General features: G+C 33.3%; 22 protein-coding genes and 1 pseudogene. 14 read left to right on the top strand and 9 right to left on the bottom strand.

Annotated features, from left to right (window positions below; all coding sequences use genetic code 11):
• The 7 genes and pseudogenes from P5P90_RS05925 to P5P90_RS05900 all read right to left on the bottom strand — a co-directional run bounded on the left by P5P90_RS05925 (position 1) and on the right by P5P90_RS05900 (position 6152).
• Positions 1–1134, bottom strand: a complete 1134-nt coding sequence (locus P5P90_RS05925; RefSeq protein ID WP_278036253.1) for a peptidylprolyl isomerase — start codon at positions 1132–1134, stop codon at positions 1–3.
• A gap of 10 nt (positions 1135–1144) precedes the next feature.
• Complete coding sequence (gldI, locus tag P5P90_RS05920) at positions 1145–1669, bottom strand: gliding motility-associated peptidyl-prolyl isomerase GldI (protein WP_340696464.1); 525 nt, start codon at positions 1667–1669, stop codon at positions 1145–1147.
• The gene (locus P5P90_RS14145) at positions 1579–1818 is read right to left on the bottom strand and encodes an FKBP-type peptidyl-prolyl cis-trans isomerase (protein ID WP_340696450.1); all 240 of its coding nucleotides are present in this window, start codon (positions 1816–1818) and stop codon (positions 1579–1581) included. The genes gldI and P5P90_RS14145 overlap by 91 nt, the downstream gene beginning before the upstream one ends.
• A 4-nt stretch (positions 1819–1822) precedes the next feature.
• Positions 1823–2826: pseudogene (locus tag P5P90_RS05915) on the bottom strand (DHH family phosphoesterase).
• A 52-nt stretch (positions 2827–2878) separates the two neighbouring features.
• Positions 2879–3880 carry a rhomboid family intramembrane serine protease gene (locus P5P90_RS05910; RefSeq protein WP_278036252.1) on the bottom strand — a complete coding sequence of 334 codons (1002 nt, stop codon included), beginning with the start codon at positions 3878–3880 and terminating at the stop codon, positions 2879–2881.
• Between the two features lie 539 nt (positions 3881–4419).
• Positions 4420–5667: a voltage-gated chloride channel family protein gene (locus P5P90_RS05905; protein ID WP_278036251.1), complete on the bottom strand. Its 1248-nt coding sequence runs from the start codon at positions 5665–5667 to the stop codon at positions 4420–4422.
• 98 nt (positions 5668–5765) lie between these two features.
• Complete coding sequence (locus P5P90_RS05900) at positions 5766–6152, bottom strand: RidA family protein (RefSeq protein WP_278036250.1); 387 nt, start codon at positions 6150–6152, stop codon at positions 5766–5768.
• A gap of 236 nt (positions 6153–6388) precedes the next feature.
• On the opposite strand from P5P90_RS05900, the gene P5P90_RS05895 reads away from it, so the two are divergent.
• The 12 genes from P5P90_RS05895 to P5P90_RS05845 all read left to right on the top strand — a co-directional run bounded on the left by P5P90_RS05895 (position 6389) and on the right by P5P90_RS05845 (position 18982).
• A complete protein-coding gene (locus P5P90_RS05895) occupies positions 6389–6997 on the top strand; it encodes a hypothetical protein (RefSeq protein WP_278036249.1) in 609 nt (202 codons plus the stop codon).
• Between the two features lie 122 nt (positions 6998–7119).
• A complete protein-coding gene (locus P5P90_RS05890) occupies positions 7120–7815 on the top strand; it encodes a hypothetical protein (RefSeq protein WP_278036248.1) in 696 nt (231 codons plus the stop codon).
• A gap of 124 nt (positions 7816–7939) precedes the next feature.
• Positions 7940–9469, top strand: a complete 1530-nt coding sequence (gene guaA, locus P5P90_RS05885; RefSeq protein ID WP_278036247.1) for a glutamine-hydrolyzing GMP synthase — start codon at positions 7940–7942, stop codon at positions 9467–9469.
• A 111-nt stretch (positions 9470–9580) separates the two neighbouring features.
• Positions 9581–10948: a LysM peptidoglycan-binding domain-containing protein gene (locus tag P5P90_RS05880; protein WP_340696449.1), complete on the top strand. Its 1368-nt coding sequence runs from the start codon at positions 9581–9583 to the stop codon at positions 10946–10948.
• Positions 10884–11465 carry a hypothetical protein gene (locus P5P90_RS14140; RefSeq protein WP_340696448.1) on the top strand — a complete coding sequence of 194 codons (582 nt, stop codon included), beginning with the start codon at positions 10884–10886 and terminating at the stop codon, positions 11463–11465. Before P5P90_RS05880 ends, P5P90_RS14140 begins: the two co-directional genes overlap by 65 nt.
• Positions 11466–11481: 16 nt before the next feature.
• Complete coding sequence (locus tag P5P90_RS05875) at positions 11482–11715, top strand: DUF3820 family protein (protein ID WP_278036246.1); 234 nt, start codon at positions 11482–11484, stop codon at positions 11713–11715.
• Between the two features lie 143 nt (positions 11716–11858).
• Complete coding sequence (locus tag P5P90_RS05870) at positions 11859–13472, top strand: CTP synthase (protein ID WP_278036245.1); 1614 nt, start codon at positions 11859–11861, stop codon at positions 13470–13472.
• Between the two features lie 66 nt (positions 13473–13538).
• A complete protein-coding gene (yidC, locus tag P5P90_RS05865; protein WP_278036244.1) occupies positions 13539–15425 on the top strand; it encodes a membrane protein insertase YidC in 1887 nt (628 codons plus the stop codon).
• A 272-nt stretch (positions 15426–15697) separates the two neighbouring features.
• Entirely contained in the window at positions 15698–16231 is a 534-nt protein-coding gene (locus P5P90_RS05860) for a toxin-antitoxin system YwqK family antitoxin (RefSeq protein WP_340696447.1), read from the top strand.
• A 95-nt stretch (positions 16232–16326) separates the two neighbouring features.
• Positions 16327–17514 carry a tRNA 2-thiouridine(34) synthase MnmA gene (mnmA, locus tag P5P90_RS05855; RefSeq protein ID WP_278036243.1) on the top strand — a complete coding sequence of 396 codons (1188 nt, stop codon included), beginning with the start codon at positions 16327–16329 and terminating at the stop codon, positions 17512–17514.
• Between the two features lie 98 nt (positions 17515–17612).
• A complete protein-coding gene (locus P5P90_RS05850) occupies positions 17613–18554 on the top strand; it encodes an NAD(P)H-dependent flavin oxidoreductase (RefSeq protein WP_278036242.1) in 942 nt (313 codons plus the stop codon).
• 14 nt (positions 18555–18568) lie between these two features.
• Complete coding sequence (locus P5P90_RS05845) at positions 18569–18982, top strand: hypothetical protein (RefSeq protein WP_278036241.1); 414 nt, start codon at positions 18569–18571, stop codon at positions 18980–18982.
• 9 nt (positions 18983–18991) lie between these two features.
• Here P5P90_RS05845 and P5P90_RS05840 read toward each other — a convergent pair whose 3' ends face one another.
• On the bottom strand, positions 18992–19432 hold the full coding sequence (locus P5P90_RS05840) for a DUF4268 domain-containing protein (protein WP_278036240.1): 441 nt from the start codon (positions 19430–19432) through the stop codon (positions 18992–18994).
• Between the two features lie 86 nt (positions 19433–19518).
• Here P5P90_RS05840 and P5P90_RS05835 point away from each other — a divergent pair, with 86 nt between their 5' ends.
• Together P5P90_RS05835 and P5P90_RS05830 are read left to right on the top strand one after the other, a co-directional pair.
• Positions 19519–20172 (top strand): NUDIX hydrolase, encoded by a 654-nt coding sequence (locus P5P90_RS05835; RefSeq protein WP_278036239.1) that lies wholly within the window; start codon positions 19519–19521, stop codon positions 20170–20172.
• A gap of 80 nt (positions 20173–20252) precedes the next feature.
• Positions 20253–21065, top strand: a complete 813-nt coding sequence (locus tag P5P90_RS05830) for a lysophospholipid acyltransferase family protein (protein WP_278036238.1) — start codon at positions 20253–20255, stop codon at positions 21063–21065.
• Between the two features lies 1 nt (position 21066).
• Here the strand turns inward: P5P90_RS05830 and P5P90_RS05825 are convergent, their stop codons facing one another.
• The gene (locus P5P90_RS05825) at positions 21067–22128 is read right to left on the bottom strand and encodes a DUF3810 domain-containing protein (RefSeq protein ID WP_278036237.1); all 1062 of its coding nucleotides are present in this window, start codon (positions 22126–22128) and stop codon (positions 21067–21069) included.
• Positions 22129–22234: the final 106 nt, after the last annotated feature.

The following is a 22234-nucleotide window of genomic DNA, read 5'->3' as shown; positions in this document are numbered from 1 at the left end:
CTAAGGTTGTATTTCTGTACTGTTATCAATTAATTCAATTTCAAAAATAAGATTGGTATGGGGAGGAATGATGTCTCCGGCTCCTCCAGAGGCATAGCCAAGATGAGAAGGAATAAATAGCACCGCCTTGTCTCCATAAGACATCTTATCAAGTCCTTCTATTACTCCAGGGATAATACCGTCTCTTTTTCCCACTTCAAAAGTAATAGGTTGGTAACCATTTTGAGAAGCGCGGAGCGAATTGTATTTTCCAAAAGAGATTGCTACAGTTCCTAGTGAAGTATCGTACAGATAACCACTCTCAGAAAAAACCGTGTAATTGACATTTACTTTGGTTCCTACAGCGGGTTTTCTACCACTTCCTTTTTGAGTAATTACGTATTTTAATCCTGACACAGTTTTTCTTGCTTTTCTTTTTAAAGTGTCAAAATAGTTGATTTTAGTAACAATAATTTTGCCGTATTTTTCAAAATACTTTTGCTCGTTGAGTAATTCAATCTTCTCTTGTTTTTTTTGATTTTTAGATTCGATAACAAAATAATCATCGAATGTTTTTATGGCATTGAATTTTTTTGCCGCTTCTCCTTTGCGCAAAATAGTAACGGAATTCAAAACATCGCCCTGTTCAATCATATTGACAACTTTCATGCCTTCATTAATCACATGTCCAAAAACAGTGTGTTTTCCATTGAGCCATGGTGTAGGGTTTCGAGTTATGAAAAACTGACTGCTATTGGTTCCAGGACCATTATTAGCCATAGCCAAAACGCCTTCTTTGTCAAAAATTTGATCGTTAATTTCGTCTTTAAACAGATAACCTGCATTTCCAAATCCAGTACCTTCGGGATCTCCAGTTTGAATAACAAAGCCTTTAATCACACGATAGAATTTTGCGCCATCATAAAAAGGACGTTTTTTTTTGTATTCTGTAGAAATAAAGCTGTTATTGCCTTCGGCCAGCGTAATAAAATTAGCAACTGTTATAGGTGCTCTTTTATAATCTAATTCAAGTAAAATATTTCCTTTGTTAGTTTCAATTTTGGCATACAAACCATCTGGAAGGTAATCTTCTTCGTTTTTACAAGAATAAAATAAGCTAACAAAAAGTACTATAAATAGAATGTTTCTTTTCATAGGTTGTATTTTATTGTTCTAAGGTGTCCTGAGTCCTAGGTTTAGCTTTTACAGTCGCTTTTTTTGGTTTTTTTATACTGTCTTGCGACGAAGATAAACTCATAGTGATACCTTGTTCCAATTCTTTTTTGTAAACCGCTTCAGGCTTAAAATCATGTAAGGTAACCGTACAAATTAGAGGAGTGTTAGGTCCAATTTTTTTATTGTCACCATGATAGCCATAAGCAATATGAGAAGGGAAGAAGAAATTTACTTTTTCATTTTTGCGCATCAATTTAATTCCTTCTCTAATTCCGGTCATAATTTCTTGCTTATCTATTCGATAAACCTGTGGTCTTAATTCTACTTCCGAATAAATAATTTTTCCTTTTAAATCTTTTAGTTCATAATTAAAGAAGGCAACGTCTCCTTTTTTAGGCGTTAAACTATCGGTTTCATTTCGAGTTATGTAATAATACCAATAGCCTTTAGGTGATGAAAAATAGCTAAGCTTTGGATTTTTTTCATCAAAGCTTTTATTAAATCTTCTTCGGATGCATTTAATTTTTTGTTTCTTTCGACTGATCTTTTCATAAAAACTCCAGAGGCTCTAGAAATAGGGCGTCTAGCATCTTGATGTTGTTTGCAGTCTGCGAAAGCAAGACATAAGATAAAACTTAAGGCAATGAATGGATTTGCTTTCATAGGGTTATAGATTTAGATTTTCCACAAGACTTATAAATTTGGCTACAGTTTGCTCCATCGATACCGTTGATTTTCCTCCTGCAGCATTGCGGTGACCACCACCATTAAAATGAGCTCTTGCAAATTCATTTACATCAAAATCACCTTGAGAACGGAAAGAAATCTTGATGATATTCTCGTCTCTATTTTCAATAAAGATGGCTGTAAACAGAATCCCTTTAATGCTTAAACCATAATTTACAATTCCTTCTGTATCGCCTTTTGTATGGTTGAAATTGTCTAATTCTTCTTGTGTTAGGGTTATGTACGAAGTTTTATGATCTGGAATTACTTTTAGGTTTTGTAATGCCTGACCTAATAATTGTAAACGATTGTAGGAGCTATTGTCAAAAAGTAAATTAGGGATTATGGTGTTTTCGACACCTAAATCAATTAGTTCGGCTACAATTCGATGCGTGTTTCCAGTTGTATTTGGGAATCGAAATGAGCCAGAATCGGTTAGGATTCCGGTATAAATACAGGTTCCTATAGTTTTATCAATTTGGTCTTTTTGTTCTAAATAATTAATAAAATGATAAATCATCTCGCAAGTGGAACCAAATGATGTATTTGAGAACATATACTTGGCGTAGTCATCTGGTTTTTGATGGTGATCAATCATGATGTAAGTGGTGTCCAGTACCTCAAGTACTTTTTCCATCTCACCTGTACGATGAAAAGCATTAAAATCGAGAGTGAAAATAATTTCGGCTTCTTGTAAAAGAGTAGTACAATTTTCTTTGTCTTTTTCAAAGACTTTAACTGTTTCTGAGCCAGGGAGCCATGCTAAAAAATCAGGAAATTCATTAGGTGAAATTACGATGGCTTCGTGGTTGTTTTTTCTTAAAAAATGGTAAAGTCCTAGAGTTGAACCCATAGCGTCTCCGTCAGGATTGCGATGGGGAATTATTGCTATTTTTTTGGCGTAGCCAATAAAGTCTGGATTGCTTGTATATCTTGTATTTTCATAGTTTGCGAATTTACATTTTTTAATGTAAACTATGAATTCGTTAACAGGATTTTATTCTTTTTTGTCTTTGTCGATATTGTTCAATATTTCGATGATTTGATTATTCAAATTAGCTAGTTCTTCATAATAAGCATTTGAATTGTATTTTATTTTAAGATAGGCTGTTCGGTATAGTTTAATCCTTAATTGGCAGTACTTAATAAGTAATTTAATTTGTTGGTGGGTTTCTTGTGGTAAATACAATAAATCGGCTTTTTTCATCAGTTTGATGTTTTCTTCCCAATAATAGATACCTCTCGACTCAATCATGTAGAGAAGTTCTTTTTTAGATTCTTCATCCGTGACATATACATTATAGGCCTCAAGAGCCATTTTTTCCATATCTATGAATTCTCTCATTTTTTCTTCGAATTCGAAATGCTGATAAACAGAGATTTTTTGTGAAATGACGTTGTAAGAAAGTAATGGGATAATAAGTATTGACAAACCACTAATTGTAATTAGGGCCACATTTCTTTTTGAATTCAATATGGCTAAGATTATTCCAAGGCAAATTCCAGAAAGTAATCCGCCAATGTGCGCCGCGCCATCTACACCTTCTTTGAAACTCTCCATGATGTTGAGTAAAATAAATACAATTATAAAACCAACTGTTTTTGATGTTAGTTTGCGATTTATGGCTTTGGTTAAAGTGATGATAAGCAAAATGCCATACATCCCAAAAATCGCTCCTGAAGCACCTGCACTTATGATTTTGTCATACCAATAAATAGTTGATAAACTGGCTAGTAAACCACTTGATAGATAGCAAACAAGAAATCCTATCCGTGTTAGATACGATTCAATTAAAAGCCCTACATAGCCAAGCGCAATACAATTTAGCAATAGATGCATAATGCCATAATGGATAAAAAGACAAGTAAATAGTCGCCACCATTGATTCTCTACAGTTAGTAAATTATAATTGGCTCCCCAATTGATAACATCTGAAATTTGAGGTTTAAAAAAGTTAACTCCAGAAAATACCATTAATAAGAAGATAAAGAAATTCAAATAAATTAATATTGGTGTTATCATGTATCCTTTGGCGGGTACAAAAAAGGATAAAAAGGAGTAAAAACTGTTTATCGAAAGTTCTTTTTCGGTTGAATTTAGTGCTGATTCTTTGGCAGAACTAATTTCTTCGATTAGCTTTTCTGCTTCAAGAGAGGAACTTGGCTGTTTTTTTTTATGTTATTAAAGACTTCAAAAAAGAGGTCGGTGTTTTTAAAATTTCTGCCTCGGTCATATATTTGATAGCCCTTACTAGCGCTATAGATGTAACCATCTTCATTTTCAAAGTTGATTACTATTTTTTCGTTCCAAGTTTCTTGTTCAGGGATTGTTTCTGCAATTATTTCCGAATCATTTATTTCTGTGACATTCCAATTTAATTCTTGACATGCCTTGATGGAATAATAAAGAAATTCTTGTCTTGTAAGATGATTGAAGGGGATATACTGAATGTGGGAAGCAGGAAAACCAAAAGCTATCGGAATAAATTTTACATACGATTAGTATTACAATGATATAAAATTTATTTCAGAATTTATTTAAAAATCGTCCAGTTTGTTGATTTTAAATTTTTCGTACAATTGATGTTTTATTCCTCTAACGGTTTGAGAATGATAGATTCCGATAGAACCTGATGAAATATAGGCAATGAAACAAGAAAGGCCAATGAATAATGTACTTTCAATTCCAAAAAGTTCTATGCCCATAATTGTACAAGCAATAGGTGTATGTGTTGCTCCCGAAAAAACGGCAACAAATCCCATGCCTGCTAAAAGTGAAATAGGAAGCGGAACATAGAGGGATAGGGCACTTCCTAATGTTGCGCCTACGAAAAATAAGGGTGTAACCTCGCCTCCTTTGAATCCTGCCCCTAAGGTGAATCCTGTAAAAAGGATTTTGAGTAAAAAGTCGAAATTTTCACTTGGTTTTGTAAATGCATCTACAATACTAGGAATGCCTAATCCTATAAATTTTGTTGCACCAAAATAATAGATTACCACTGAGAATAGTATTCCGCCTACGTAAGGACGTAACGGAGGGTATGAGATGGTTTTTGAAAATATAGATCCCCAAAAATGAGTGCTTCTTGAAAATAGCATGGCCGCTAGTCCAAATAACACACTGACAGGAATGATCCAAAGTAGATTTTCAAGATTGTAATCGGGGATTGTATTGATGCTGTAATGCGTATGGTGAACAGGCCAAAGTTCAACGGTGTAATAAGAAAAATAAGCAACTACGAATGAAAGAATACAGCTTTTTAAATTTATTTTGCAAAAATAGACAACTTCAAGGGCAAAAACAGCACCCGCTAAAGGTGTACCGAAAACAGAGGCAAATCCTGAGCTAATTCCTAGAATGATTAGTGTTTTTCGTTCGTTTGCGTCAAGGTTGAAAATACGGCTGAATTGGTCAGCAATCGCTCCGCCCATTTGTACCGCAGTACCTTCTCGACCTGCCGAACCTCCAAAAAGATGAGTAATCAGGGTTCCTAAAAGTACAAAAGGAGCCATTTTAAGTGGAATTACTTTTTGAGGAGTTTTGTATTCTTCTAACAAAAGATTATTGCCTTTAACTACCTCTTTTCCGTAATAATGATACAATAAACCAATGATCAATCCGCCTACGGGTAAGAACCAAAGTAACCAAAGGTTGTGGTCTCTAAGCTTTCCTACCCATTCTAATGAAATTAAAAAAAATGCCGAGGCTGAACCTGATAAGAAACCAATCAAGGCACAGATCACTATCCATTTTACTGCATTTGGCAAATTCTTTACTATATTCATTTGAATCTTTAGACTTGTTTTTTTAAAATTTTTCGAGCGCAGCAAAAGCATATTGGTTTAGCCTTTGTGCGCTCGAAGAATATAATTTTGAAGAAGAATTACTCAGGCAAAACAGCTGTAAGTTCGATTTCAACTAAGTATTCAGGAGCTACTAATTGGTTGATTCCATAAAAACCAGTTGTAGGCTTGATATCTTTGAAAAAAGTAGCATGAGCAGTAGCAACGGCTTCAAAAGTACTAACATCTGTTGTGAAAATACGAGTACGAATAACATCTTTCATGCTAGCATTTAGATCTTCAAGAACTTTTTCAACGCGTTCTAAAATGTTTAAAGTTTGCGCATGTGCGTCATCAGCTTTTACTTTATCGCCGTCAACAATTGCTACTGTTCCTGAAACTTCAATAATGTTTCCAATACGTACTGCACGACAATATCCCATTTTGTCTTCCCATGGAGATCCTGTTAAGATGTTTTCTCTTTTCATTTTGATGTATTTGTTTGATTTTTAGAGGGATGTTCCTCGATTTGAAAATTTAAATTTTTGTGCAATTTATAAAAAATACCATAATAAAAAACAGTCATTTTGTGAAACTAATAAAGAAGTTCAAGTTTGGAATTTTGTATATTTATATAATAAAATCAAAAGTTTAGTGTTAAGTATTTGGAATAACTTTATAAAAGTCGTTTTTTTGAATAGATTTTTAATTAAATAGATAAATGATGAATCAATATTTAAATTTCAAAGGTTTGTTTTTGGTTGTCGCTCTTGTTTTGGGTGGTTTTACGACTGCGTTTTCTCAAGAGGGAATTGGAACTGAGTTTAAAATTAAGCCCGCCCCAAAACCAAAGAAAGAGAAAAAGGAAACTGCTGTAAAAGATGTTAAGTTTAATACTGCTGATTATGAGAAAATCAAAGCTTATGAAGTAGGTGGTTTGAATAATAATACTTATAAAGTACCTCAAGGGGAGGAAAAAGATCCTGAAAAATTAGCCAAAAGAAATCAGGATTTAGGTGTGGTTAAAACAACTTCGGGTGTTGCAAAAGTAAGATATCGTGATGCCGCTTATGTTGATGGAGATAAAGTACGTGTGTATTTGAATTATGAAATAGTAGAGCAAGAAGTTTTGCTAAATGGAGAGGCACAGGGTTTTGATATCACCTTAAAAAAAGGGGTAAATCGTATTGATATCGAGGCGTTAAACGATGGATATGCCGCGCCAAATACAGCCGAATTTAAAATTTATGATGATAAAGGTGCGGTGATTTCTTCAAACCAATGGAATATAGCCCAAGGTTATAAAGCTACAATTATCATTGAAAAGGAATAAGTTTAATAACTAATAGGTTAAATTTTTTTTAATGTTCTAGGGTTGTTTTGTTTTATAAAATTAAAGCTTGGTATATTTGTTGCTATCCTTATGATAATTAATTAAAACAAAATTTACATTATATGAAGCAGTTTTTATTAGTTGTAATGCTTTGTTTTGGAATAAACGTTTTTGCTCAAGCAGAGTTTGGCAAGAAGTTTAAGCCAATTGCTCCGATGAACAAACCTGCTACTCCTAAGAAAGTAACTCCAAAAGCTACAACAGATGCTCCAGTAATTAAAGCTCCGGATATTTTAAAAAAACCAGAAACTACTTTGCCTTCATTTTCAAAATACCAAATTGGTCAGCCTAAATCTTTTTCGATGATACAAACCAATGATTTTGCGAATCCGGGAGATAGAATTAAGGATAAGATGACTAAGGATTTAGATAAAACTTTGGTTAGGGAAGGTTTAAAAGAAGACGACCGAATGTTGGTTAAAATCGATAAAAATTTCGGGGAGATTCGTACAAAGTCAAAATATTTTGTTGTTCAATATCGTGATTACATTTATATAGACGGTGATTTAATTAAAGCAACTCTTAATAATCAGATGGTTGGAGGAATAATGGAGTTGTTTTCAAATTACGGACAGTTTGTTTTTGATTTGAGTGACGGTATTAATACTTTCGAAATGGAAGCTTTTAGCAAAGGAAGTTCTGGAGGAAATACCTGCGAATTTAAAATCTATGATGATAAAGGTGCTTTAGTACGCTCGGAGTTTTGGGATAACTGGGATAAGGGTGTGAAAGGTAAATTTGTTATTATTAAAGAATAGTAAATTGCCGAGTTGGTGGAGTGTAATAGGACAAAATTCTCGTTGTAAATTATGGATGTAAAAAAAATAAAAAATTTCAAAATTCCACTTTTGCAATCCAAATTTAAAAAGTAATTTTGCGCCCATGCAACACAACGTACTTATTTTAGATTTCGGTTCGCAATACACTCAGTTGATTGCGCGTAGAGTTCGCGAATTAAATATATTCTGCGAAATTTTTCCATATAATAATATTCCATCGGATTTATCAAGCTACAAGGCTGTAATTTTAGGAGGTAGTCCTTTTTCTGTTCGTGCAGAAGATGCTCCACATCCTGATTTGTCTCAAATTAGAGGAAAATTGCCAATGCTTGCTGTGTGTTATGGAGCGCAATATTTATCTCACTTTAGTGGAGGTAAAGTTGCAGCATCTAACACAAGAGAATATGGTAGAGCTAATTTATCTTATATCAAAGAAGATGAAATTTTCTTTGAAGGAGTTTCTCCAAATAGTCAAGTTTGGATGAGTCATAGTGATAGTATAAAAGCATTGCCTACAAATGGAGTGAAGCTTGCAAGTACACATGATGTAGAATTTGCAGCTTACAAAATTGAAGGAGAAACTACTTATGCAATTCAATACCACCCAGAAGTATATCATTCAACAGATGGGAAACAAATGTTGGAAAACTTCTTAGTGAAGATTGCTCATGTTCCTCAAAACTTTACGCCTAATGCTTTTGTGGAAGAAATTGTAGCAGAAATGAAAGAGAAAATTCAAGATGATAAAGTTGTTCTTGGACTTTCAGGAGGTGTAGATTCTACTGTAGCGGCAGTTTTATTGAATAAAGCTATTGGTAAAAACTTATATTGTATTTTTGTTAATAACGGTTTACTTCGTAAAAATGAGTTCGAAAATGTATTGAATCAATACAAAGGAATGGGACTCAATGTAAAAGGAGTAGATGCTGGTGAGCGTTTCTTGTCGGAATTAGCAGGAGTGAGTGATCCAGAAACAAAACGTAAAATTATTGGTAGAGTATTTATCGAAGTTTTTGACGATGAATCTCATTTGTTAGACGATGTAAAATGGTTGGCTCAGGGAACTATTTATCCTGATGTAATTGAGTCGGTTTCTGTAAAAGGACCTTCTGCAACAATCAAATCTCATCACAATGTGGGTGGATTACCTGATTTTATGAAATTGAAAGTAGTAGAGCCTTTGCGTATGCTTTTCAAGGATGAGGTGCGTAGAGTAGGTGCTAGTTTAGGTATTGATCCGGAATTATTAGGAAGACATCCTTTCCCGGGACCAGGATTGTCAATTCGTATTTTAGGAGATATTACACCTGAGAAAGTTAGAATCTTACAAGAAGTTGATTCGGTATTTATCGAAGGATTAAAATCTTGGGGATTATATGATAAAGTTTGGCAGGCTGGAGCTATTTTGCTTCCAGTAAATAGTGTTGGGGTTATGGGAGACGAGCGTACTTATGAAAAAGTAGTTGCGCTACGTGCTGTAGAATCTACCGATGGTATGACTGCTGACTGGGTTCACTTGCCGTATGATTTCTTGATGAAAGTATCTAATGATATTATCAACAAGGTAAGAGGGGTGAACAGAGTTGTGTATGATATTAGTTCAAAACCACCAGCAACAATTGAGTGGGAATAATAGAAACAACTTAATCGTAGTTTCTTATATTATAAAAACGGTATCAGATTTTGGAATAAAATTTGGTACCGTTTTTCATTAGGAGTATTAATTTTTTAATTAAATAATAGAATGAAATATTTTTTTGCGATTTGGATACCGGTTTTGCTTTTTGTTCAAACTCTTTTTGCTCAAGAAACAATTGCACATAAGGTAGAAAAGGGTGAGACGATTACTGATATTGCTCAAAAGTACCAAGTGACACCATATGATATCTATAAGCTTAATCCTGATGCTCAATCAAAATTAAAACCTAGAATGGTTCTTTTGATACCTTCTAAAAAAGGGATTTCTGCAAAAGTAGCTACCAATAATTCAGATGAAGTTGCCCATAAAGTAATTTCAAAGGAGACTTTGTTTGGTATTCAAAAAAAATACAATGTTTCGGAAGCAGATTTAAAAAAAGCAAATCCATTTTTAGAAACAGATGGACTGCAAATAGGTCAGCTCTTAGTAATTCCGTCTAAAAATGCCTTGAAAACTCCAGAGAAAGTCGTTTATCATGATGTGTTACCAAAGGAAACGAAGTATTCTATTGCTAAATTGTATGGTATTACTGTTGAGGAATTAGAAAAGAAGAATCCGGCAATTGTTTCAAATTTGCCAGAGGGATATCGTTTATTAATTAAAGGGAATCCAGAACAGCAAGCAGGTGTTGTTTCATCTAAAACGACTGTTGCTACAAAATATATTACGTATGAGGTGAAGCCAAAAGAAACGCTTTACAGTTTGTCTAAAATGGCTGGAATGTCTCAAGAAGAATTTTTAGTGTTGAATCCTGAACTTAAAGAAGGTGTTGAAATTGGGATGTTAGTAAAATTGCCAGCTAATGTGACTTTAACAGCTGTTTTAGAAAATAAGGTTACCACCGTTTTAGCCCCAAAAAACACTTCTGAAAGAAAAAAAATCGCCTTGTTGTTGCCTTTTAATGTAGATAAAATGCTAGGAGAACAAATGGGAAATAGTACAGAACGCTTAAAAAAAGACAAGTTTTTAAATATGACTTTGGATTTTTATGCGGGTGTCTTAATGGCAATCGATTCGGCTAAGACATTGAGTTTGCCAATTGATGTTAGTATTTTTGATTCGGAAGAAACGAAAAGTAGTTCGAATGTAGCGGCTTTAATAACTGCCAATAATTTGCAAAATATGGACGCAGTTATTGGTCCATTTTATCAAAGTAATGCAGAAGAAACTGCGCGTTTATTGAGTGCTAATCATGTGCCTGTAATTTCGCCATTGTCAAAAGACGAGGGCGGAGCTATTGCTAATTTGTATCAAACGGTTCCAAGTAATGATTTGTTAAGAACGAAAATGTTTGATTTTATGAGGGCTAAAAATGGAAATATAATTGCGGTAGTTGATAAAAAAGAAATTGTCAGTAATCCAATATTTGCAGCAAAATCAAAAAGACGTTCGTTTGGTTCCTTTAAATCCTAACGGCACTGTTTCTGCGGAAGGTTTAAAGGGGATGTTGGTTCCTAATAAAATCAATTATGTGGTGATAGAATCGGCTAATACCTGGATGGTAAAAACAACAATTACGGCTTTGGTAGCTTCTTTGTCAAGTTTTCAAATTCAATTAGTTGTATTAGAACCAAATGAAACTTTGGATTCGGATGAGATAAATTTTTCAAATTTAGTTAAGCTAAAATTGATGTTTCCTTCGGTTACAAGAAGTAATTTAACTCCAGAAGGAGTTGCTTTTGAAAATAAATTCAAAAAAATGAATTCAATCTTACCAAGTGATTATGCCTCAAGAGGTTTTGATGTGACTTTTGATACGATGATGCGTTTGATGCAAAATAAATCATTTGAAGAAACGGTTAATACAATAGGCACTCAGCAGTATGCAAATAAATTTGAATATGCTAAAAAAGAGGGTGATGGCTATTTAAATAAAGGAGTTTATATTTTGTATTACGATAGTGATTTAACACTAAAAGTAGCGAATTGATTTAGTTAGATTGTTAATGGATATTTATCAAAAAAAATTAGTCAAATTAGCGTATACTCAAATGCCTTTTGGGAAATATGAAGGTCGTTTTTTGATCGATTTACCGGAACATTATGTGGTTTGGTATCATAATAAAGGCTTTCCAAAAGGCGAATTAGGGGAGCAATTACAATTGGTTTACGAACTAAAATTAAATGGTTTAGAAGAATTGATACGAAATATTAAAAAAAGATACCCAAAACCTCATTGATTTCTCAAATTAATGGTGTTTTTATTTTTGCATTAACAAATGTTGATTTTAGAAATTATCTCATTTCCAAATTAGCATAATCTAAATTTATAATCGTATTTTTGCCACGTTTTTTATACAACTACAATACAAACTAGAACAGCATGAATCAAACAAAATATATTTTTGTTACTGGAGGGGTTACTTCTTCTTTGGGAAAGGGAATTATAGCAGCATCTTTAGCAAAATTATTACAGGCAAGAGGGTATAGAACAACTATTCAAAAATTTGATCCGTACATTAATGTTGATCCAGGAACATTAAATCCTTATGAGCACGGTGAATGTTACGTGACAGATGATGGAGCAGAAACAGACTTGGATTTAGGTCACTATGAGCGTTTTTTAAATGTTCCAACTTCTCAGGCTAATAACGTTACTACAGGTAGAATTTATCTTTCGGTTATTGAAAAAGAAAGAAGAGGGGAGTTTCTAGGGAAAACAGTTCAAGTTGTACCTCATATTACAAATGAAATTAAAGATAGAATCCAAATTTTAGGAGAATCAGGTGATTATGATATCGTAATTACTGAGATTGGAGGAACTGTGGGGGATATCGAATCGTTACCTTATATCGAATCTGTTCGTCAATTAGTTTGGGAATTAGGAGAAAATAACGGAATTGTGATTCACTTAACTTTGGTGCCTTATTTGGCTGCTGCGGGAGAGTTGAAAACAAAACCTACACAACACTCTGTAAAAACATTGATGGAAAGCGGAATCAAAGCGGATATCTTAGTTTGTAGAACAGAGCACGAACTTTCAAATGACTTAAGAGGTAAATTAGCATTATTCTGTAATGTTAAGAGAGAAGCCGTTATTCAATCTATCGATGCGTCTACGATTTATGAAGTACCTAATTTAATGCTGGAAGAAGGTCTTGATGTGGTTGCTTTGAAAAAATTAGATTTACCAAAGAAAGCCGCTCCAGATTTGAAAAACTGGAATACTTTCTTGAAAAGATTAAAAAGCCCAAAACATACTGTAAACATTGGTTTGATTGGTAAATATGTTGAAATGCAAGATTGTTATAAGTCTATTTTAGAGGCTTTTATTCATGCAGGAGCGGCCAATGAAACTAAAGTAAATGTGGTTTCTATTCACTCTGAATACATCGATAGTGAAAATATTGAAGAAAAATTCAAAGATATTGATGCGATCTTAGTAGCGCCAGGTTTTGGTGAAAGAGGTATCGAAGGAAAAATTACAGCTGTTCGTTATGCTCGTGAAAATAAAATGCCATTCTTCGGTATTTGTTTGGGTATGCAAATGTCGGTTATTGAATATTCTAGAAATGTTTTAGGATATGCTGAGGCAAATTCAACAGAAATGAACGATAAAACGCCTCATCCTGTTGTGAACTTAATGGAAGAACAAAAGAATGTTACCGACAAAGGAGGAACAATGCGTCTTGGTGCTTGGAAATGCGAAATTAAACCTGACACATTAGCGCACCAAATTTATGGCGAAACTACAATTTTTGAGCGTCACCGTCACCGTTATGAGTTTAATAGTGCTTATGCTGATGAATTAGACAAAGCCGGTTTAAAAGCCTCTGGTGTTAACCCTGATACAGGATTAGTAGAAATTGTGGAAATCGAAGATCATCCATTCTTTATTGGAGTTCAATACCATCCAGAATATAAGAGTACAGTAGCTAATCCACATCCTATTTTTGTGAAATTTGTAGCTGCTGCTGTAAAGGCAAGAAAGAAATAATTAATTTCTAGAAATAGAATCAACTCATTTGACAAAAAAAGTCGAGATAAATAATTTGTATTAAAAATGGAAGAAAAAAAGTTTGACCCCAATTCGCTGATTGGTTTTGTATTGATTTTCGGTATATTACTTTGGATAATGTATCAAAACAAACCTTCTGAGGCAGAAATTGCAGCAGGAAAAGCCAAAAAAGAATTGGTTGTTAAAGGCTCAAAAGCACAAGAAAATGTTGCTAAATTAAGTACATCAGCAAATGATACTTTGCAATTAGCACAATTACAAAAAACTTTAGGAAGCTTTGCTTATTCAGCTACTTTACCTTCTGCAAAAGAGGAATTTACTACAATTGAAAACAAATTAGTAAAACTTACTATTGCTAATAAAGGAGGATATGTGGTAGATGTTACATTAAAGAATTTTGAACGCACAAAAAAAGGTTCTGGCCAGTTAGTACAATTGGTTAAGGATAACAATGCGCAGTTTAATTTACAATTACCTACTGTTGATAATCATACTTTAAATACAAAAGATCTTTATTTTGAACCTACTTTGACAAAAAATGGGGAAGACCAAATTTTGACAATGAAATTAAAAGCTTCTGAAAATGCCTATTTAGCCTATAAATACGTATTGAAAGCTGATGATTACATGTTGGATTTTGATATTCAGTCGCAAGGATTGAATACTATTTTGAAAACCAATAAACCTTTACAATTAGAGTGGGATTTCAAAACTTTTGCAAATGAAAAAAGTATATCATATGAAAATCGTTATACAGAATTGTATTTTGAATATGAAGATGGAAAAAAAGATTATTTAGGTCAGGGTGAAGATAAATCAGAAACGGCTGAGGATGTTTCTTATGTTGCTTTCAAACAACATTTTTTCTCTTCTATTTTATTAACATCAACACCGTTCAAGACAACAGAATTGCATTCTAATAATTTAGTTAAAGATGATAATGTTGATACTACTTTTACGAAACAGTTCAAAGCGATAATGCCAATTGCTTTCAGCAATGGGGAGATTGATCAAAAAATGAATTGGTTCTATGGACCTACAGATTATAAACTTTTAAAGTCCTATGATAGAGATTTAGAAGATATTGTAGCTTTAGGATGGGGTATTTTTGGATGGATTAATAAATATCTTTTCATTCCAGCTTATGGATTCTTAAGTATGTTTATATCTCAAGGATGGGCTATTGTTTTGTTTACTATTTTAGTAAAATTAGTAATGTCGCCTGTTACCTATAAATCGTTCTTATCGCAGGCAAAGATGAAAGTTTTACGTCCTGAAATCACAGAAATTAGTGAGAAGTATAAGGATGAACCAATGAAAAAGCAACAAGAAACGATGAAGCTTTATAGTAAAGCTGGAGTAAATCCTATGGCGGGTTGTGTTCCTGGGTTATTGCAAATGCCAGTTTTCTATGCTTTATTTCAATTATTTCCAGCTTTAATCCAATTGAGGCATGAAGGATTCTTATGGGCAGATGATTTATCATCATTTGACTCCGTTTACAAATTGCCATTCCATATTCCAGCTTATGGTGACCACGTGAGTTTGTTCCCAATTTTAGCTTCTATTGCAATTTTCTTCTATATGAAAATGACAACTGGTGACCAGCAAATGGCGACGCCACAGCAAGAAGGAATGCCTGATATGGCTAAAATGATGAAAGCGATGGTGTATATTTCTCCATTAATGATGTTGTTTTTCTTTAATAGTTATGCTTCTGGATTGAGTTTGTATTATTTTATTTCTAACACCATTACTATTGGAATCATGTTAGTGATTAAAAATTACATCATCGATAGTGATAAAATTCACGCCGAAATTCAAGAAAATAAAAAGAAAGAACCTAAGAAACAAAGTAAGTTTCAACAAAAGCTTCAAGAAGCGATGGCGCAACAAGAAGCAATGAAAGCACAACAAAACAAAAAGAAATAATTCAGTATCAAAAAATCTCGTTTAGCGAGATTTTTTGGTTTTAGAGATAATTTAGTGTTTCATATTTTCGTTTTAAAAGAAAAAAACAGTTCAATGAAAGTAATATATAAAATAAGTTTAGTTCTTTTTTTAGTTGTAATTTTTGTGTCCTTCAGGCGCAAACAGATTTCAATAAACTAGATTCCAACGGAAAAAAAGATGGACTTTGGAAAGGTTACTATCCTGAATCCAAAAGACTTCGTTATGAAGGAACTTTTTCTCACGGTAAAGAAGTGGGAGAGTTTAAGTTTTTTGATGATACTAAGGCTGGAGCGGTTATTGCCACTCGAACGTTTAATCCAAATGATAATGTAGCTTACACTGTTTTTTATGATCAAAATAAAAATAAAGTAAGCGAAGGTAAGGTTGTCAATAAAATGTTTGAAGGAGAATGGAAGTATTATCACCATGCATCGACTACGATAATGACAATCGAAAATTATAAAAATGGAAAATTAGAAGGTTTGCGTTCTGTTTTCTTTCCAAGTGGAAAAATTGCCGAAGAGACCTTTTATAAAAATAATTTAAAGAATGGTCTTTCTAAAAAATATTCCGAAAAAGGATATGTTTTAGAAGAAGCTACTTTTAAAAACAATCAATACGATGGAGAGGCAATTTTTAGAGATGTAGATAATAATATTGTTTCTAAGGGGAAATTTCTAAACGGAAAGAAAGTGGGTGTTTGGCAATTTTATGAAAATGGAAAAATAAAGGATGAAATAAATCAGAATAATCCAAAACCTAAAACAGCAGTTAAAACGAAGTGATAATTTGTAGGGTCAACTTGTGAACGAAATGTTATAATAAACAGAATCGGTTCAAAACTTTGTACCTTTGCACTCATAAAAAATAAATTTTTAGAATGAAACGTGTTGTAGTTGGGCTTTCTGGTGGAGTTGATTCAAGTGTTGCAGCTTATTTGTTGCAGCAACAAGGCTATGAAGTGATAGGTCTTTTTATGAAAAACTGGCATGATGATTCGGTAACGATATCTAATGAATGTCCTTGGTTAGAAGACAGTAATGATGCTTTGTTAGTTGCTGAAAAGTTAGGGATTCCTTTTCAAACGGTTGATTTGAGTGAACAATATAAAGAGAAAATCGTTGATTATATGTTCAACGAATACGAAAAAGGAAGAACTCCTAATCCAGATGTATTGTGTAATCGCGAAATAAAATTTGACGTTTTCATGAAAATCGCCTTAAGTCTGGGAGCCGATTATGTGGCTACAGGACATTATTGTCGTAAAAGTGAAACGGAGGTTAATGGTAAAACCGTTTATCGATTATTGGCTGGGGTAGATAACAATAAAGACCAGTCTTATTTTCTTTGTCAATTATCACAAGAACAATTGGCTAAAGCTCTTTTTCCTATAGGTGAATTAACCAAACCTCAGGTTCGTGAAATTGCTGCCGAAATGGAATTGGTAACTGCTGAAAAGAAAGATTCTCAGGGCTTGTGTTTCATCGGGAAAGTTCGTCTTCCTGAATTTTTGCAACAAAAATTACAACCAAAAGCGGGTGTAATAGTTCAAATTGACAAAGACAACTCCATCTATTCTGTTGAAACACCACAAGGATTAACGCAAGAAGAAATTCTGACAAGGCAAGCAAGTCCTATTAAATATACTCCAGAAATGGGAAAACAAGTGGGTACACATCAAGGAGCTCATTATTTTACTGTTGGACAGCGAAAAGGACTAAATGTAGGCGGAACTCCTGAAGCTTTATTTGTTATTGCAACTGATGTCGTTTCTAATGTTATTTATACAGGCATGGGGAATCATCATCCAGGTTTGTTTCGAAAAGCTTTGTTTGTAGACCAATCCGAAGTACATTGGATTCGAACTGATATGGCTTTATCCAATGGGGAAACGATGAAAGTAAAGGCCAGAATTCGATACCGACAAGAATTGCAAGAGGCTACGTTGCATCAATATGAAAAAGGACTTTTTGTTTCATTTGAAGCGCCACAATCTGCCATTACTGAAGGACAATTTGTGGCTTGGTACAATGATGAAGAATTGATAGGCTCTGGAGTTATTTCCTAGAAGTTGTACTTTTAAAAAATAAGCAATATATTTAAGTGATTAATTTCTGATGGAGTTAATCACTTTTTTTATAAAATAGATTTAAAAAGGCAATTGATATGAATAAAGTAACAGCACTTTTCAATATTAAATACCCCATAATTCAGGCAGGAATGGTTTGGGTAAGTGGTTATAAATTAGCCAGTGCTGTTAGTAATGCTGGTGGTTTGGGGGTAATCGGTGCGGGTTCAATGTACCCGGAAGTTTTAAGAGCACATATCCAAAAATGTAAAAAAGCTACTTCAAAACCTTTTGGAGTAAATATTCCGATGTTGTATCCCAATATCGAGGAAATAATGAAAATCATTATTGAAGAAGAAGTGAAAATTGTTTTCACTTCGGCAGGAAATCCTTTGACTTGGACTTCCTATTTAAAGGAAAAAGGAATAACAGTAGTACATGTGGTGAGTAGTAGCAAATTTGCACTGAAAGCTCAGGAGGCAGGTGTAGATGCAATAGTTGCTGAAGGCTTTGAAGCGGGTGGTCATAACGGTCGGGAGGAAACTACTACTTTTACTTTAATTCCAATGATGAAAGAACAAATAAAAATTCCTATTATTGCAGCCGGTGGTATAGCCAATGGAAACGGAATGCTGGCATCGATGGTTTTAGGAGCTGATGGAGTTCAGCTAGGTAGCAGATTTGCTGCTTCTATCGAATCGTCGGCACATGAAAATTTTAAACAAGCAATTTTAAATACCAAGGAAGGCGAAACCCAATTAACATTAAAAGAACTCACTCCGGTGCGCTTGATCAAGAATAAATTTTTTGAAGACATTCAGGAATTGTATAACCAATGTGCGACCAAAGAGGATTTGGCAAAATTGTTAGGGAAAGCTCGTGCTAAAAAAGGTATTTTTGAAGGTGATTTGGAAGAAGGAGAGTTAGAAATAGGTCAGATTGCAGGCTTAATTCACGAAATAAAATCAGCTGAATCAATTGTAAAAGATATGATGGAGGAATATCAATTAGCCAAAGCTAGGATTGCCCATTTTTTATGAAAAATAGATTTCAAATGACAAAATTAAAGTTTTTATATATAGTCCTGCTTTTTTTAGGAATTGGTATTCAACAATCGTACAGTCAAACCTATAGATTTCGTACTTCTGGATATAGTGTGTTGGAAAAAAATGAAAGAGGAAAATGGGGAAAATGGTCGGATCTGAGTTTGGTAAATATTACCGTTACTCTGGATACTAATAAAAACAGAATCTTAATCTATTCCAGAAATATTCAGTTGTATGATATTCAAACCTATCAGCCCGAATCAGAGTCGGAAAGTGATTTGGTTTATTCTTTCCTTTGTAAGGATAATGATGGAGTAGACTGTACGCTATCTATCATAACGAGAAAAAAACAGGACAATCGTAAGCAACTTTACATTACCTATCCAGATCATGTGATTGTGTATAATATTTTTTCGATGTAAAAGAAGGCTTTATTCAATTTCAATATCCTTTATAAATTCGTCATACTCCAAATAAAAGCGCTCCAGAGCATCCATTTTTTCGTTGTAAAAATCAAAAATAGCATCCCAATTGTTTCGATTACTGAAACCTACTCCTTGTTTTTCTACCCAAATTCGGCTGATGGTTTTTCCGTTTTCTAAGACATAGTCTTTTTCAAAAACCAAATCAGTGATAAATTCTTCTTCTAAAATACTTTTTAAGGCCTCTAGTTTTTCAAAGTAAGCGATTCGTTTTTCATTGCTGCGATGTTCAATATCAATTAGAACCTGCGCTTTTTTGTTATCCACAAAAAATTTAAAAGAGAAATCTTTGATTTTTGTATCATACAGTATCCATTTTCTTGGGTATTTCTCCGCAAATGTTACCCAAAATTCTCTTTTTAATCGCTGTGTTTCTTCTTTACTATACATTTTATAGGCTTTGGCTTTAGAAAACTTGTGCAAACCTCTTTTCTAAAGTATATTTATATAATTATTTGCAAAAATAGCTTTTGAATATGGATTTTCAATATTTTTTACAATTTATACCTGCTTTAGTTCAAACGCAACTTTCAGCCTCTTTTTCACATGAAAAGATGATGCCACTTGAGCGTAAAGCTCTTTTGGCTAAAATGGATGTAAAAGATATAAAACCTAAAGAAGCTGCGGTAACGATGTTGTTTTATCCTAAAAATAAGGAAACACACTTGGTTTTAATTGTACGCAATTCTTACAAGGGGGTACATTCGGCCCAAATTGCTTTTCCAGGAGGAAAATTTGAGTCAGCTGATGTTGATTTTAAAACAACTGCATTACGAGAAACAGAAGAGGAAATAGGAGTAGATCGAAGTAAAATAGAAATTATAAAAGCGTTTACATCCTTGTATATTCCACCAAGTAATTTTATGGTGCATCCTTTTTTAGGAATTTGTAAAGAAGAAATACATTTTAAACCGGATCCAGTTGAAGTAGCTGCTGTAATCGAATTACCGTTGGCTGTTTTCAGAGATGATACAATCATTGTGACCGAGACATTAACCACCTCTTACGCAACAAGTATTGAAGTACCTGCTTTTAAAATTGAAGGGCATATTGTTTGGGGAGCCACTGCAATGTTGTTGAGTGAATTAAGAGATGTTTTAGATGGTATTTTTATTGAAAAAAATATATAATTGATTGCTATTCTGTTTGAAAGCTCAGTTATAATTTTTGTAGTTTTGCAAACCAATTTCAAAAAATAAGAAAACAATTTATGAGACTCTTTCAAAGAAATCCTTTTGGACATATTTTATTTCTAAAAAAATGGTTGATCCGTATTTTTGGAAGTTGTACTCATAGACGTTATCGAGGCTTTAATGAGTTACAAATTGAAGGTTCAGAAATTATTAGAAATTTACCCGATACGAACGTGCTTTTTATTTCTAATCATCAAACGTATTTTGCGGATGTAGTAGCTATGTTTCATGTATTTAATGCTAGTTTAAGTGGTAGAATAGATTCTATAAAAAATATTGGTTATTTATGGCATCCCAAATTAAATATTTATTATGTGGCGGCTAAGGAAACTATGCGTTCTGGATTATTACCAAAGATATTGTCCTATGCTGGTGCTATTCCAGTAGAGCGTACTTGGCGCTCTGAAGGAGTAGATGTTGCAGAGAAAAGACCTGTGAATCCTAATGACACTGAGAATATTAAAAAAGCACTCGATGATGGCTGGGTTATTACTTTTCCACAAGGAACCACACGTTCTTTTAAACCTGTTAGAAAAGGGACGGCACATATTATTAAACAGCATCGTCCTATTGTGGTTCCAATAGTGATTGATGGATTTAGACGTTCCTTTGATAGAAAAGGTATCCGAATGAAGAAAAAAGGAATTCTGCAATCGTTTATTATCAAAGAGCCTTTAGATGTGGATTATGATAATGATACCATCGATGAAATTGTAGAGAAAATTGAATATGCCATTGAGCAACATCCTTCTTTTTTGAAGGTAATTCCTGCCGAAGAATTAGAAGAACAAGAAGAATTGAATAAATTGCGTCAATGGGAAGTTGACTAGTTTACAAATTTTTATTTTTATAAAAATTGACTAATAAATCTACAAATTTGCTATAGCTATCCATTCCTTCTTTTTGTTGGTTAATTTTTAAATAGCGGTCATAAAAAGCATGAAATCCTTTTTCGATAGGGGTTTCATATTTCCTCCAGAAAATTTCACTCTCTTTATAATTTGCTATAATACCATGATGTACAGTTTGTAATAGTCGTTGGTATATTTTTTCATTCTTCAAATACCAATTGTTTAAACAATAACGAAGCGCAAAACTGTAACCCGAGTATTGAAAATACAAATCCTCGTTATTGACCGAAGCCAAAAAACCGATGAAATTACATTCGCTCTCGCTGGCATAGCCCATTTGATGCGCCATTTCGTGACAACTTGTAGTAGGTAAATTGTATTTGGGCATTAAATCATTTACCTGAGCTTCATTGGTAAAAGGATTTAAATAACCGCCAAACCCCATATAGGTTAATGGTAAACTGATAAGAGACTTTTTGATGCTGCTATTTTGGTAACCAAAGTAAGCGTAGCTTTTCGATAGGTTTTGATAACCATTCAAGTCTTTCTGGAACGTTTCTTCATGACTGTATGGATAAACTACTTTTAGATTTTTGTTTTTTGTAATTTGTATCTGAATTGCATTTGCCTTAGCGATGATTTTTTTGGTGAAGTCATACAAATCAGCATCCGAATATTCGCGTTTAATATTCATTTTTTCAAATAGAGGCATACGGTAATAATTCAGTCCCCAAAGTAGATGAAAACTAAAATAAAAGACGGATAGAAAACTAAAAATATGGAGTACGTTGGTTTTCCAATGAAGTTTCCAAGATTTTCTTTTGTTCCAAAACCATTTTGCGATAAGCAGAATTAAAAGAATGTAAAGACAGTCACCTATTGAAAAAGAGATTTTTCCAAAAATAATTCTTGAAAATGCAGCAATTTGGGAGTAAACTAAATTACTGTAATAGCGTTCTATCCATTCCGGATAAAAAGCTATTATTTTAAGAATGATAATCTGAATAATTAGTAAAAAAGGCAGCAGGTATTTTCTTTTCAAAACAGCATTTTTTATTGTGATGTAAATATATCATAATATTTGGTTCAATAACAGCAAAAAGATTTTAAACTTTGTAACTTTGAGACCTAAAAATTGCAAATAATAG

Source organism: Flavobacterium nitratireducens (assembly GCF_029625335.1).
GTDB lineage: Bacteria > Bacteroidota > Bacteroidia > Flavobacteriales > Flavobacteriaceae > Flavobacterium > Flavobacterium nitratireducens.
The sequence above is the reverse complement of the archived record's forward strand: the minus strand, read 5'-3'. Positions and strand labels throughout refer to the sequence as shown.

Coding starts and splice junctions, on each gene's coding strand:
- P5P90_RS05925 (WP_278036253.1), bottom strand. CDS start 1,134: ATGAAAAGAAACATTCTATTTATAGTACTTTTTGTTAGCTTATTTTAT.
- P5P90_RS14145 (WP_340696450.1), bottom strand. CDS start 1,818: ATGAAAGCAAATCCATTCATTGCCTTAAGTTTTATCTTATGTCTTGCT.
- P5P90_RS05905 (WP_278036251.1), bottom strand. CDS start 5,667: ATGAATATAGTAAAGAATTTGCCAAATGCAGTAAAATGGATAGTGATC.
- P5P90_RS05900 (WP_278036250.1), bottom strand. CDS start 6,152: ATGAAAAGAGAAAACATCTTAACAGGATCTCCATGGGAAGACAAAATG.
- P5P90_RS05895 (WP_278036249.1), top strand. CDS start 6,389: ATGAATCAATATTTAAATTTCAAAGGTTTGTTTTTGGTTGTCGCTCTT.
- P5P90_RS05890 (WP_278036248.1), top strand. CDS start 7,120: ATGAAGCAGTTTTTATTAGTTGTAATGCTTTGTTTTGGAATAAACGTT.
- guaA (WP_278036247.1), top strand. CDS start 7,940: ATGCAACACAACGTACTTATTTTAGATTTCGGTTCGCAATACACTCAG.
- P5P90_RS05880 (WP_340696449.1), top strand. CDS start 9,581: ATGAAATATTTTTTTGCGATTTGGATACCGGTTTTGCTTTTTGTTCAA.
- P5P90_RS05875 (WP_278036246.1), top strand. CDS start 11,482: ATGGATATTTATCAAAAAAAATTAGTCAAATTAGCGTATACTCAAATG.
- P5P90_RS05870 (WP_278036245.1), top strand. CDS start 11,859: ATGAATCAAACAAAATATATTTTTGTTACTGGAGGGGTTACTTCTTCT.
- yidC (WP_278036244.1), top strand. CDS start 13,539: ATGGAAGAAAAAAAGTTTGACCCCAATTCGCTGATTGGTTTTGTATTG.
- mnmA (WP_278036243.1), top strand. CDS start 16,327: ATGAAACGTGTTGTAGTTGGGCTTTCTGGTGGAGTTGATTCAAGTGTT.
- P5P90_RS05850 (WP_278036242.1), top strand. CDS start 17,613: ATGAATAAAGTAACAGCACTTTTCAATATTAAATACCCCATAATTCAG.
- P5P90_RS05845 (WP_278036241.1), top strand. CDS start 18,569: ATGACAAAATTAAAGTTTTTATATATAGTCCTGCTTTTTTTAGGAATT.
- P5P90_RS05840 (WP_278036240.1), bottom strand. CDS start 19,432: ATGTATAGTAAAGAAGAAACACAGCGATTAAAAAGAGAATTTTGGGTA.
- P5P90_RS05835 (WP_278036239.1), top strand. CDS start 19,519: ATGGATTTTCAATATTTTTTACAATTTATACCTGCTTTAGTTCAAACG.
- P5P90_RS05830 (WP_278036238.1), top strand. CDS start 20,253: ATGAGACTCTTTCAAAGAAATCCTTTTGGACATATTTTATTTCTAAAA.